The sequence below is a fragment of the Stenotrophomonas sp. NPDC077421 genome, assembly GCF_049545505.1.
GTDB lineage: Bacteria > Pseudomonadota > Gammaproteobacteria > Xanthomonadales > Xanthomonadaceae > Stenotrophomonas > Stenotrophomonas nematodicola.
Window position 1 is genome coordinate 1 of record NZ_JBMWDP010000060.1, and the last position, 11,433, is coordinate 11,433.

General features: G+C 65.0%; 20 protein-coding genes. All 20 read right to left on the reverse strand.

Translation table 11 applies throughout. The annotated features are described in order from the left end of the window. Positions 1-370: HK97 gp10 family phage protein (locus ACPEH1_RS19735; protein ID WP_423716255.1), on the reverse strand; the 370-nt coding region annotated here is incomplete at its 3' end. After that, positions 363-695, reverse strand: coding sequence for a phage head closure protein (locus tag ACPEH1_RS19740; RefSeq protein ID WP_017355852.1), 333 nt, complete (start codon positions 693-695; stop codon positions 363-365). The genes ACPEH1_RS19735 and ACPEH1_RS19740, both read right to left, overlap by 8 nt. Continuing rightward, positions 692-1,114 carry a head-tail connector protein gene (locus ACPEH1_RS19745; protein WP_017355853.1) on the reverse strand — a complete coding sequence of 141 codons (423 nt, stop codon included), beginning with the start codon at positions 1,112-1,114 and terminating at the stop codon, positions 692-694. The genes ACPEH1_RS19740 and ACPEH1_RS19745 overlap by 4 nt, the downstream gene beginning before the upstream one ends. Before the next feature lie 3 nt (positions 1,115-1,117). Continuing rightward, entirely contained in the window at positions 1,118-1,525 is a 408-nt protein-coding gene (locus ACPEH1_RS19750) for a hypothetical protein (RefSeq protein WP_423716256.1), read from the reverse strand. A 55-nt stretch (positions 1,526-1,580) separates the two neighbouring features. Beyond that, positions 1,581-2,825 (reverse strand): phage major capsid protein, encoded by a 1,245-nt coding sequence (locus ACPEH1_RS19755; protein WP_423716257.1) that lies wholly within the window; start codon positions 2,823-2,825, stop codon positions 1,581-1,583. Positions 2,826-2,892: 67 nt separating this feature from the next. Further along, positions 2,893-3,651 carry a head maturation protease, ClpP-related gene (locus ACPEH1_RS19760; RefSeq protein WP_423716263.1) on the reverse strand — a complete coding sequence of 253 codons (759 nt, stop codon included), beginning with the start codon at positions 3,649-3,651 and terminating at the stop codon, positions 2,893-2,895. Next, positions 3,614-4,918, reverse strand: coding sequence for a phage portal protein (locus tag ACPEH1_RS19765; RefSeq protein ID WP_423716258.1), 1,305 nt, complete (start codon positions 4,916-4,918; stop codon positions 3,614-3,616). The genes ACPEH1_RS19760 and ACPEH1_RS19765 overlap by 38 nt, the downstream gene beginning before the upstream one ends. After that, positions 4,918-6,588: a terminase large subunit gene (locus tag ACPEH1_RS19770; protein ID WP_423716259.1), complete on the reverse strand. Its 1,671-nt coding sequence runs from the start codon at positions 6,586-6,588 to the stop codon at positions 4,918-4,920. Before ACPEH1_RS19770 ends, ACPEH1_RS19765 begins: the two co-directional genes overlap by 1 nt. 3 nt (positions 6,589-6,591) lie before the next feature. Beyond that, positions 6,592-6,972: a hypothetical protein gene (locus tag ACPEH1_RS19775; protein WP_423716260.1), complete on the reverse strand. Its 381-nt coding sequence runs from the start codon at positions 6,970-6,972 to the stop codon at positions 6,592-6,594. A gap of 134 nt (positions 6,973-7,106) precedes the next feature. Beyond that, positions 7,107-7,448, reverse strand: a complete 342-nt coding sequence (locus tag ACPEH1_RS19780; RefSeq protein ID WP_037591126.1) for an HNH endonuclease signature motif containing protein — start codon at positions 7,446-7,448, stop codon at positions 7,107-7,109. Further along, positions 7,448-7,738 carry a hypothetical protein gene (locus tag ACPEH1_RS19785; protein ID WP_017355861.1) on the reverse strand — a complete coding sequence of 97 codons (291 nt, stop codon included), beginning with the start codon at positions 7,736-7,738 and terminating at the stop codon, positions 7,448-7,450. Before ACPEH1_RS19785 ends, ACPEH1_RS19780 begins: the two co-directional genes overlap by 1 nt. Beyond that, positions 7,719-7,901 (reverse strand): hypothetical protein, encoded by a 183-nt coding sequence (locus tag ACPEH1_RS19790; RefSeq protein ID WP_136006275.1) that lies wholly within the window; start codon positions 7,899-7,901, stop codon positions 7,719-7,721. Before ACPEH1_RS19790 ends, ACPEH1_RS19785 begins: the two co-directional genes overlap by 20 nt. Further along, positions 7,901-8,245, reverse strand: a complete 345-nt coding sequence (locus ACPEH1_RS19795; RefSeq protein WP_017355862.1) for a hypothetical protein — start codon at positions 8,243-8,245, stop codon at positions 7,901-7,903. Before ACPEH1_RS19795 ends, ACPEH1_RS19790 begins: the two co-directional genes overlap by 1 nt. Continuing rightward, entirely contained in the window at positions 8,242-8,718 is a 477-nt protein-coding gene (locus tag ACPEH1_RS19800) for a lysis system i-spanin subunit Rz (protein ID WP_017355863.1), read from the reverse strand. Before ACPEH1_RS19800 ends, ACPEH1_RS19795 begins: the two co-directional genes overlap by 4 nt. Continuing rightward, positions 8,718-9,038, reverse strand: a complete 321-nt coding sequence (locus ACPEH1_RS19805) for a hypothetical protein (protein WP_017355864.1) — start codon at positions 9,036-9,038, stop codon at positions 8,718-8,720. Before ACPEH1_RS19805 ends, ACPEH1_RS19800 begins: the two co-directional genes overlap by 1 nt. Then, the gene (locus tag ACPEH1_RS19810) at positions 9,035-9,529 is read right to left on the reverse strand and encodes a hypothetical protein (protein WP_423716261.1); all 495 of its coding nucleotides are present in this window, start codon (positions 9,527-9,529) and stop codon (positions 9,035-9,037) included. Before ACPEH1_RS19810 ends, ACPEH1_RS19805 begins: the two co-directional genes overlap by 4 nt. A gap of 157 nt (positions 9,530-9,686) precedes the next feature. Then, entirely contained in the window at positions 9,687-10,385 is a 699-nt protein-coding gene (locus ACPEH1_RS19815; protein WP_017355866.1) for a hypothetical protein, read from the reverse strand. Continuing rightward, positions 10,382-10,573 carry a hypothetical protein gene (locus tag ACPEH1_RS19820; protein ID WP_037591127.1) on the reverse strand — a complete coding sequence of 64 codons (192 nt, stop codon included), beginning with the start codon at positions 10,571-10,573 and terminating at the stop codon, positions 10,382-10,384. Before ACPEH1_RS19820 ends, ACPEH1_RS19815 begins: the two co-directional genes overlap by 4 nt. Positions 10,574-10,612: 39 nt before the next feature. Further along, complete coding sequence (locus ACPEH1_RS19825; RefSeq protein WP_017355867.1) at positions 10,613-11,164, reverse strand: hypothetical protein; 552 nt, start codon at positions 11,162-11,164, stop codon at positions 10,613-10,615. Continuing rightward, positions 11,161-11,433 (reverse strand): Ref family recombination enhancement nuclease (locus ACPEH1_RS19830; protein ID WP_423716262.1); only part of this gene is annotated, 273 nt, incomplete at its 5' end. The genes ACPEH1_RS19825 and ACPEH1_RS19830, both read right to left, overlap by 4 nt.

Consider the following 11,433-nt stretch of genomic DNA (forward strand, 5'->3'; position numbering starts at 1 on the left):
CGAACTCCAGGTGGCGCCAGTAGTGCGCCCAGCCCGTCGTTTCGTAGACCTTGCCAACACGCCGCATGCGCTGGTTGCGCTTCGTGTTTGAGTACCTCGCCTTACGGCCGACCCGTACTCCGACCGTGAAGTACTCCCCATCCGTGCCCACCCCTGCCCGACGGCGGTTCTTGGCGTTGGCCCTCCGAACAACAATCTCACCGGCAAGGAAGCCCGACCGCTTCGCAACGCGATTTCGAGCCTCATCGCGGATGATGTTCCCTGCCTTGCGCATACCAGTGCGCAGGGGTTTCCCACGGACGTCATCCGGCAACCCGCGCAGGGTATCCAGCAGCCCCTTCAAGCCATGCAGCACCAGGTCTTCAGCCATCAGCGACCCCTGCATCCACCATCAGCGTCAGCCACTGCCGCGCGGTCGGGTCCGGGAGCACTGCGCGGATGGCATACGCCTGTCCATCGAACATAACGCGCATCGAGGACAGAACGCCAGGGATGTATGGGATCTCCATGCGGGCAGTGACCTCGCCATGCTCGGCGCTTGCCGCCGTGAACTCGCGCCCCGATAGCGGAACCACCTCCGCTGGCAGATCCTTCTGCCAGTCCTTCCACACTCTGGTGTCGCCGCCCAGGGGAAGGCGGACTGCCTCGTGGTTCTGCAACGTGATGCGATGCCTGTATTTCCCGGCGCGCCTCACGGCAACACCCGGCGATACGGGAACATGAGGCGGTCCACAGTCGGGTTCTCCACGGGGATCGTGCCGGTGATGCTGGCCTCGCGGTTCGCGTAGAGGTCGCCAAGCAGCAGCAGCACCGCAGCCCGCAGCGGGCCCGGTAGCGGCCCCGGCGTAGTGGTGAACGTCACCGGGTATGCGCCAGCCTCGCTGACCAGCACGGCTGGCTCAATGGGCAAGGGTGTGCGCCCATCGCCGACCGGCGTCCATTCGTAGGTCGCGGCGGCCAGCGCGTAGCCCGTAGTCCGCTCCACTGACTCCCGCGCCGCGTTGATGAAGGCGCCTATCAGTGCGTCGTCAGCATCATGGATCACAACCAGGTGCGCCTTGGCTTCGGTCAGCGACACAGGTTCCTCAGCCGCTGGAATCAACGTGCGCAGCATGGGCTACTCCTGCGGGCCGGCGGCCTTGATTGCATTGGGATGGGAGTCGATCAGCCCGCCAAGGCGCAGCGCCTCGACGTGGGCCGCATCGACCTCGATCACTTGACCGACCTTGCCCAGGTGGTTGTCGCTCAGCACCAGCACCTCGACGGTTTCACCGGTGGCAGCCAGCGTGTCGGCCGGAGTCGGCGAGGTGTCCGGATCGACTTGACCATCCCCGCCGTCAGCGGCGGCACTGGAAGGCGAAGCGCTCGCGGCCGCGTCATCGTCGGCCGCAGCCCCTTGGGTCGCCGGTTCGCTGACCTCCGCGCCCGCTGCCGTCAAGGGCGCGCCGGTGTCATCCTCGGAAGCACCGGCTTCGCCCCCCCCCACCGACGGGGCGGAGGTATGGGTGTTCTTGGGTTTAGCCATGTCGTTCTCCAAGGGGCGCCCGAGATGGGCGCCCCTCATTGGTGGGCCAGGGCGATTACGCCGCAGCGCCGTGCTGGAAGGTCTTCACCGCACCGCCCACGTCGATCAGGTTGCCGCCCGAGCGCATCCAGGCCATGAAGCCCACCTGCCCCTTCTTGATGTAGGCCGAATCGTTGAAGCGGAACAGGGTCAGCGCCATCACGTCGCGGATCTTGTAGTAACTGAAATCGCCGAACGCGATCGACTTGGCCCCCGGAGCCGGCGCGGGCACGTGCTGATTGATGTTGATATCACGGTTCAGCAGGCGATCCGGCGCGCCGCCGGGGTTGCCCTGCTCGTAGCCCGGAACGAAGATCGGGCGGCCCTGGTCGTCCTTGACCTTGCGCACCAGCTTGAGCATGTCGTCGTGGAGCATCCACTTCGCCAGCTGGCGGTACGCCGGATCGATGCTGTGCTCCAAGTCGACCAGGTCATCGTAGGTGATGCCCGGCAGGGCCGACACGGCACCGATCTTGCCAACCGAGGCGGCAGTGATCAGGCCCATCGGCTGACCGTTGCCCGTACCCAGGGTGTAATGGCGGTTGGTGATGCGGCCCAGACGGGTCTGCAGGCGACGCTCAATGAAGCCGGCGATATCGGCCGTGCTGTCCTGCAGCAGCTCCCACGGCACGGTGACCACCTTGGAGCTGAACTTGTAGACCTGCAGCCCCTTGGTGCCGAACGACACGTCCTGATCCGTGGCCGACTGATTCTCGGCCACGATCTCGCCCTCTTCCGAGGTGCCGTCGCTTGTCGGGTACTGCATCGGCTCGCCACCGGCGGTGCTGAACACGTCAGCCACCTGACGCATGCCGCCGAAAGCCTTGAGGGCTTCCAGGATTTGCGCGGCCAAGCTGGTGGGCACCGTATAGCCCCCCTGCTCGGGATTGACGGCCGGGTTGCCCGACATGGCTGCATTGACCTGCTTCCAGTCCTCGGCGCTCAGGGCGTTGTCGCCGCCACGTGCCCAGCGGTCGAACAGACGCATCTCGTTGGTCGGCTCCTGGCCACCGCGGTTTCCGGCGGCGTGCTCGCGCACGCCCTGATCGCGCAGCGCTTCGTCGGCCGTAATGTCCATCACCTTCTGATGGCGCTCGATCGCCGCGTCGATGCGCTCGATCTCGGCCACGTTCTCGTCGTACTTGGCCTGGTTCTCCGGCGTCCACTTGTTGCCGTCGCCGGTGCTGGTGTCCAGCAGGTTGCGGGTGTCCATTGCCAGCGCGGTGCGGCGCTCCCGCTCGGCCTGAATGTTGAAGGGCATGGGCTATTTCCTTTTGTCAAAAAAAACCGCCTTTCGGCGGTCGGGAAGAACTGCGGGCGGGAGTCGCTTACGCAGCGGAGCGTTCCAGCAGCGCCAGACGGCGTGACAGGTTGGCCTTGTGGGCGACGGCGGCGCCGTCGTCGGGTACGGGGGCACGGTTGGCCAACGCAGCCGGGGCATTCTCGTAAGCGGACAGATCCCAGGTGTTGGATGCCTTCCTCTTGCCGACGACCTCCACCACGCGGTCGACGAAACCGTGTTCCTTGGCTTCGTCGGCCGTGAACCAGGTCTCTTTGTCCATCCACTGGACGATCTGCGTCTCATCCTTGCCAGTGCGGCGGGTGTAATCGCCGGCCAGCCCGGTATCGATCTTCGCCAGCAGCTCACCGGTCTTGGCCATATCGGCCTTGTTGCCGATAGCAACCGTCCAGGCGTTGTGGATCATGAAGCCGGCGCCCTGGCTGATTTCCACCTCGTCGCAGGCCATGCAGATGCCGGTGGCAGCCGAGGCCGCCAGTCCATCCACGTGGGCAATCACGGTCGCCTTATGCTGCGCGATGGCCGTCATCATCGATCGGGCCGCAAACACGTCACCGCCCGGCGAGTCGATGCGCAGATGGATCACGTCCGCGTTGATGCCGGCCATTGCTTGGGCAAACATCGTCTCGTCAATATCGCCCCACCACCCGCCGATGACGCCGTGCAGGTAGATCGTGGCCTCCTTGCCCTCGGTCTCCGCCCGGATGGGCTTGGACTGGCCGGCGTTGTTCTTGGCCAGCTGCAGCAGCTTAGGAATCGGCATCTTCAGGGTTCCTTTCAGGGTCATCGCCACCAGGCTTCGCCGGCGGCGGCTGGCTGTTCGGCTGGTAGAGCTTGTCGCCACCCTCGATGGGAGGCAGGTTCTTGAGGCGGCGGACTTCGTTGACGACCATCCAGCCTTGCGTGCCAGGGCCACCCAGCGCCTTGCTGAAGTACTCCCCCTGCGTCTTCGAGTCGCCGGCCATAAACATGTCCACGTTGTGCTCAACGAAGTAGCGCGGCGTTCGGAACAGCTTGCGGTTCAACTCATCCTTGATGCGCTTCAGGTGCGGCCCCAGCGTGAACTTCACGAAGCCGGTGCCCATACTCTCGATGCCACTGCCCCAGCTGGTCGCCTTGGTGGTTTCACCGATCATGTGTGGGGGCACACCGAATGCACGGGCCACGTCGATCACCTGCCACTGCCGGGACTCCAGCAGCTGCTGGTCGACCGCTGACATGGTCAGCTCGTGTACCTCCAGCCCCTCGGTGAGGACCAGCGGAATGCGGCGATTGCCCTGCACGCCGCCATACTTCTTGACCCAGGCGTCGCGGAAATCGTCCTGCTGTGCCGTGGTCATCTTGTTCGGCGTGCGGATAGCCACTTCCGGCTTGCCACCCTCGCTGAAGAACTTGCCGGCGTGCTCATCGCCCTGGATAGCGATACCGATGCCATTCCGCGCCCCCCATTGGATTACCGACATGCCGTGCACGCCATTGAAACCAAACCCGGGGAAATGAAGCACGTCGTCCTGGTCCACGGTGAAGTACCCGTCCGCGTCGTGGAACGTGTACTGCAGGCGCGTCGGTTCCCGTGGGCTGGTCTTCTCCTGCTTGAGGATCATCACCCTGTCACGGGGCCAGGGAATCAGTCCGGTCCCCACGCCGGCGCGGTTGCGCGTCATATACACCACGCCATCGCCGCGCAGCAGCATCTGGCCTACGATGAACTCCCAGCCAGCTGCACTCGACCAACCGGAGGAAAACTGCTCGTTCAGCAGCCACCAGTAATCGTGCTCAGCCCGCGTGCGGTGCCCATCCACCCGCTCAAAAACAGGAAGCGGCAGCTGCGCGATCGCGCCGGCCAGCAGAGAGACGGAAGCGAACACCGCCGAGACCCGCATCGCTGATTCCGGGCTGACGACAGCACCGGAGGCCGTCGTCGGATTCCCGAACACCTCGAACATGCCCATGCCGGAGGATTGGATCACCTCGCCGTCGACCAGGTTGCTGATCGTCGGCTCGATACGGTCGCGGGCATCGGCCCGCCGGTTCTTCTCGAATAGTCCGAACATTATTCGATCACCACGAAGCCTTGTTGGGTTGTGCCAGTGTCCCGCGCCTGCATGGCGCGGCCCATAGCCATAATTAGCGCCACCGCGCCGTCGATCTTGTTTTCCATCTTTTCCTTGCGTGGATAGACGTGCTCCTTGGCGTCCACCCTCGCCACGACATTGCCCATCATCCAGGTCATCGCCGCGTTACCGTCGTGCCACAGGCGGCGCGACAGGATCAGCGCTTCCACTTCCTTCATCGGCTCTGACAGGTTGCGCACGGACTGCGCCATCTCGACAACCGGCAGACTCTCCTGCTCTAGGCGGGTCATCAGGTAAGCGGCCTGGGCTGGGTCGAAGGCAATGTCCTGCACATCAATGCCCTGTGCCGCAATCTCCTTCAGCTCTTCCTCAATGAAGGCGTAGTCGGTCATGTTTCCCGGCGTGGCCACGATCAGCTCATCCAGCAGGAACTGCTGGTACTTCTCGTTTTCCTCCACCGCAGACTCGGGGACGTAGAAGCGCGGAATGGCGTAGAAGCTGTCGCCCTTCTCGAACAGCAGCACCACCGCGGCTACGTCCAGCTTCGAGGCCAGATCGACACCGACCCAGCAGGGGCATCCAGCAAAGTCCGAGATCTCAAACCGACGTTTCTGCCGCTGCCAGGCGAGCATGTTCATCCATGCCAACTTGGCACCCACCCAGTCGTTCAGGTGCTTGGTGCGGTACGCACTTTGCTTGCTGGCAGAGCGCTTTGCCTTAGCCAGCATGTCCACCAGGAACTGCTCAAATACCGAGACCCCGAAGTTCGGGTTGGCCTTTCGCAGCACTTCGGGATCGTCCCAGCGATCTCCCTCATCGAGGCAGTAGATAGCAGCGAACACTGTCTCGTCGGTCACCTCGCTGCGCAGGATGCGGATTGCATCGCTCCGCATCTCGAAGCACGGGCCGGAAAGGTTGGTCCCCGCCGTCGTGATGATCGACAGCAGGGGCTGCTCGCGCGCGCCCATACCGGTTTCCATCGCGTCGACCATGTGGTCGTCGTCGTGCTCGTGGTACTCGTCCACCAAGGCCGCGTGTGGGCTGGAGCCGTCGCCAGGCTTGCCGATCATTGTCTCGAACTTCGACATGTCCTCCATGACGAAGAGCGGGCCCGGGTTCTTCGGGTTGCCGGCCTGTTCGATGCCGAACCGAGAGCGCAACGCCGGCAGCTTCTGCACCATCTGCCAGGCCGGGCGAAATACTTCGTATGCCTGCTTTTCGCTGGTGGCGCCCGAGTACACCTCGGCGCCGGCCTCACCATCAGCGCAGAACAGGTACAGGCCGCGCGCAGCCAGGCGGAGCGATTTTCCGTTCTTGCGCGCAATCTCCTCGTAGGACCTGCGGAACCGCCTGTGACCGGTCTTCTTGTGGACCCAACCGAACAGGTTGCACTCGATGAAGCGTTGCCAGGGCTCCAACACCAGGAGCTTTTTCTGCGCCGCCCATTTGCCCTTGGTGTGCGGCATCTTCTCCATGAAGCGCACCGCACGGTCGGCCTTGTCGGCGTCGTACTTGTATGGCCAGTCAGCCCCCTTGCGCTTCAGGTCATCGAGGAAGCGCTGGCACGCCAACCGGATGTACTCGCCGGCGATGATCTTCCCAGCCGTCACGCCCTTGGCGTAGGCCTTGGCTGATTCGGTCGGCGTCATGGATCAGAACTCGTCGAATGGGTTGCCCTCCGGGGTCTTCTCGGTCCCCAGCTTCTGGCGGTCGGCCGGGGTCAACCCCAGCCGCGCCAGACAGCCGATCAGGTGGGAGTACTTGGCCGCGACGAACTCGCCGCGGTTGGCACGGAACTCGGAAAGCAGCGAGGACGCAACTTCCATGATGAAGCGGTCGGCGCTGGTGAGTACCCCCGGGAGGGCGCACTTCTCCAGCTCCTTCCACACCTCCGCGATCTGCGCCGGAAGATGGGAGGGCACCTTGCCCAATGACTTGCCCGTCGTGGGCGTTTCCTTCCTGTAGCGCTGGGGGTCTTTCTTGGGCGCGCCTTTCAGCTCGGCCAGCGCCCTCGGCTGTCGGTGGCGGGCCATCGGACCTCCAAATCCTGAAATTCAAATTCTGCGGATGCGCGAAAAAAGGGGGGCGCGCGTATCGGCCGAGGAGAGGCCTCAACTTTGCCCCTCCCCCCCCCTTTTCGTTCAGCTTTCTGTGGATAACTAGCAACTCATTCAGCTTCGCTGGTTTGGTCGCCATTCCTTCCGAACCCGCCGTTCTCTCGCGCCGTCTTCGCGCTATGGCACGGTCGGCACAGCGGCTGCAGGTTGCCGTCAGCGTGGTTGCCGTCGTCCCCGTCGATATGGTCGACCTCAGTCGCTGCGCGCGCCCTCCCCTGCGCAGCACAGCATCTGCACAGCGGCTCACGGGCCAGTACCACCCCACGTATTCGGCGCCACAGCGACGAGTTGGTGGGCAGCGCACGGCGTGCTTGCCTCCTGTGGACCTGGGCGCTGGTCTCCTTGTAGGGGCGCCAGCCGGCCGCTCGGTGCTGCGGTGGCCGGGTGGGCATCAGTAAGGGATCCCGTCCAGGTCGTTACGTGCAGGCTCGGCACCTTCATCCTGCAATGGTGCGCCGGCCTCCTCGCCGAGCAGCTGCGCCACCGACTGCACGAGCAAGCCCACATGCAACGCCAGCTCGGCGATCTGCTTGCCTTGCTGCTCAATAATCCCGACCAGGCGGTCGATGCGGCCGTCGGTGCTGCCCTCAATGAGCGCCGCCAGGGCAGCGTCAGCACCAGCGCGAGCCACCTGCTCAGCGGACAGTGCAGCCGCCAACTCTTCAATCCGTGGAGCGTCCATCACTCACCTTCGTCGTTTGCAGTACCAGGCCGCGGCGTATCCACGTCTCGACCCGGTCCCAGTTCGGCCCAACGCCCGTTGCCCGGGCGCACCACACCACCGCGGCGAGGTAGCAACGCAGCCACCACCGCATGCGGATGGATGCCATCACGGTGATGCGCATCAGAACTCCTCCACGTCCCAGCCGCCACCGTCGCGCTTGCGCCGGACCTTCACCGCAATGAAGCGGAAGGGGTACATTGCGGCGGCAATTTTGATCTTCGCCCTGGCATCGTCTTGCCAGTGACCCTTCACCTCGTGGCACTCCATGACTCCATCGGCAGCCATGACCGCGAAGTCCGGCGTGTAGAACGTGTTGTCGGCCAGCCGAAGCTTCATGCCCTCGAACCGGTGCCACTGAACCTCGCCCGCCGCCTGGAGCGCGCGCAGCCGCTCGGCATAGGCGGCCTCGGTCTTGTTCATCTCGCCGGTCTTCAGCCGGCCCAGGGCGAGCACTCGGCGGTTCATTTCGTCACCGGTTGACGGTCAGCCTCGATCACTTCTTGGCTGGCGAGGACGTGGTCGTCGGCGTCCCGGCCGACTTGAACAGCAGCTCCCGCAACCTCTGCTCGTAGTTCGGCGTGCGCATCACGTTCGACGGCGCCGGCGACGGCTTGGGACAGGAGGCTGGTACTACAGGTGGCGAGGTCGTCGCGCAGCTGGAGACGGCCAGCGCGCAGGTCAGCCACAACAGTGGCAGGGACGGTCGCGGCCGCAGTGCGGTCTTCTTCATGCTTCGCTCCGATGGTGGCCAGGTCTTGGGCCTGCTGGTGTTCGGCGGCACGGACCTGGTTCACTTGGTCCGTCACTGCCTCGGCGCCAGCAGCGCGCTGTTCGGCTTCACTGCCTTCTGCCCGGTCGGCACGCCAGGCCCAGCCAAGGCCGAACATGACGGCGGACCAGACGACGAAAGCCGCAACTGCGATACCGGTTCGGTTCATCAGGCAGGCTCCGGAGGGATTACAGCGCCGACCTGGCGCATGGCGCTCTCCAGCGTCAGCACGCGCAGGCGCAGCTTGTGGGCTTCTTCCTGCGCAGCCCGGCGCAGCGACATCTCTTCGGCCAACTGCACCGTGATGGCGGCTTGCGAGTCCTCCAGCGACTTAACCCGCTGGACCAAGCCGTTGAGCAGGTCCACGTTTGCATCAGTTTCGGTTCGCTCTTTTCGGCGAGACAGGACCGAACCCCACGTCTCGCGCACCAGCCACAACGCGACCGCGCTGCCAGCAAGCCACCAGGGCGCAGTGTCCTCGCCCATCATCCGATCGCCTTCATGGCAGCGGCGTAGTGCTTCGGCCAACGGTCAATGTGCGGCTTACCCGGCCTCCAGGCGTCCAGGTACTGCGCCCAGGCCACGGACACGTTGCCAATGGCCGGTAGGCGCTTCGGCAGGGTGAACAGCAGCAGGCGGGCGAAGCCTGCGGCCAGGATGTCGTCATATTCCAGCTGTGCAGGCACCGCAGCGGGCGTCGCAGCGACGCCCCGGGCGTTGCACAGCGCGGCAGCAGCGGCGCGGGTCGAGGGGTGGTTCAGCACCCCGCGCACGCCACCCTGCTCGAACTGCCACAGGCCACGGGCCGGGCCTTTGACTTGACGGCGGTGGGCCAAGGCAGATTCCTGGCCGGCAATGGCCAGCAGTTCTACGCGCGCCTCGGGCGAGTCGTAGCGTTCGGCTCCCAGCAGGGCGAGCGCCGGCACGACCACGTGTACCAAGCACTGCGCGGGTGTCATCGGCAGCGGCAGCTGTGACATTAGTGGAACTCCGGCATAGGTGCCCGCCCCTGCGCCGGCTGGGCACGAGGGTTGATCCGGCTGGGACGCGGGCAAAGAAAAAGCCCCGGCTTGGCCGGGGCTTGCGATTGGATGGTGGCAAGATTGCCCCCTTTTGCGATGACCTAGGAAGTCATCGTTACGCGGCCTTCGACAGCGCCCTGCTAAGCCTACTTGCAGCGCGCGATTCAGACTCTCGGAAGTGGTACAGCATCCATTCGTAGACCGGTCGCCAGAAGCGGCTGTACGCCGAACAGTCGGCGCCGATTGCATTTGCCCGCTTGCGGCCACTGAGCGGCTCAAAGCCACTTCCCCCGCAGTCTGCGCATCGGACGACACCCGCAATGGCCGCATCCAGTACGACCTTCCTGCCACCGCAGCGCGCGCACTCTGAGGCCCCAGCCATTTCAGCAATCACCGCCCCGGCCAGTACGCCAAGCTGCTCCATCGTGTTGTTCGGCCATGTCACAGCTCGCGCTCCCTCCAGGGCTTCCTCCGTCCTGCGTAGCTGGCGACGCTGCGCGTCCGTGATCTGGGCGCCGCCCCAGCCCATGCTGGCCTTGGCAATACCATAGTCAGTGCGGGCATCGGCAAGTGTGTGCATCTGCCGGGTGAATTCAGGCGCCACTAGGGCGATGACCGCCTGGCGTAGCTGCTCACGTCGGCGCTGACCGCTCTCCGGCCACCACAGTGCCTCCAACAGCTCACGCCCCAGTCCATCTGGCACGAAGGCGAGCGCAGCAAGGATATCCTCGGTGGACGGACCACCCGTGTTTCCGTCAAAGCTCATGGCCTTTGGCCCCGTCCGGCTGGACAGCAGCTCACGAACGTTTTTCATGCCTTTCCCCTTGTTCGCTCTCGTCGATTGATTTCACGGCGCAGCGCGCGTGCTCGGCGCAGTGCCTGCTCTGCCTGCTGCCTCTGGGCCGGGGCATTCCAAGCCCTGGCCCAGCGCATCGCGGCTATGTCTTGCTGGATGCTGCTCAGCAGCTCCAGCGCCTTGTCGTCGTAGCAGGTCAGGTCCATCCAGCCAGCTTGCCGCCCTTCCGTCGCACCACTCGCGACCTACCCCCCGCGCAGGATCCGTCGGTAATCCGCAACCACGGCCGTGACCTCGACCCGCCTCTGGGGGTCCGTCTGCTCCCAACTCGCCGACAGCCGCTGCACCCGGCCACCGCGCGCCACGAACTCCGCAACGGTCTCCCCCAGGACGGACGGACCTGCTGCCTTCCGTGCCGGCTTGGGGATCAGCGCCGCGCGTGCGCCGAGCGCCGCAACCGGCTCGGACCGAAAGTGCTCCAGTCGTACCTTCCGCCGCGCCGCGCGGCGCCGACCTTTCTCCCTCCTCCGCTCGGCTTGCTGCGCCTCGTTGAGGCGGGGCTTCTCCATCGCCTTCCCGGTCAAACTGAAACGGGCTGTCCCGGCAACACCCACCCTCGCGACGTAATTACGCGCGACCAGGTAGCGCAGAATCGAGATGACGCGGTCACGGTTCTCCTTCGCAGGCATTCCGGCTGCCGCGAGCAGTTCGTAAAGCTCCGCGTAGCTGCATCCGTCCGCAGGTGCTTTTGCCAATGCCGCGCGCACCTGCTCGGCGTAGGTCGTTGTATCGCTCATGCTGCCTGCCTCTGTTCGTTGACGAACGTCTGCTGTGCGATCAGCTCGTCGTCGGTGCCATACGCCTCGTGGAAGGTCCGCGAGCCGTCCATCAGGCTCGGGCCGTAGGTCTCGCGCATCGTCGCGAAGCTGTTCCCGCCCAGCGGGTGCCGTCGGTGGTGCCAGGTGCACAGCGCGTACCCGAACGCGTGGCCGCGCCGCAGGTTCCCGCTCTTGGCGTGGTTGTAGTCGCAGCCATAGACCACCAGCGGCGGCGCCAGCAGCTCCTG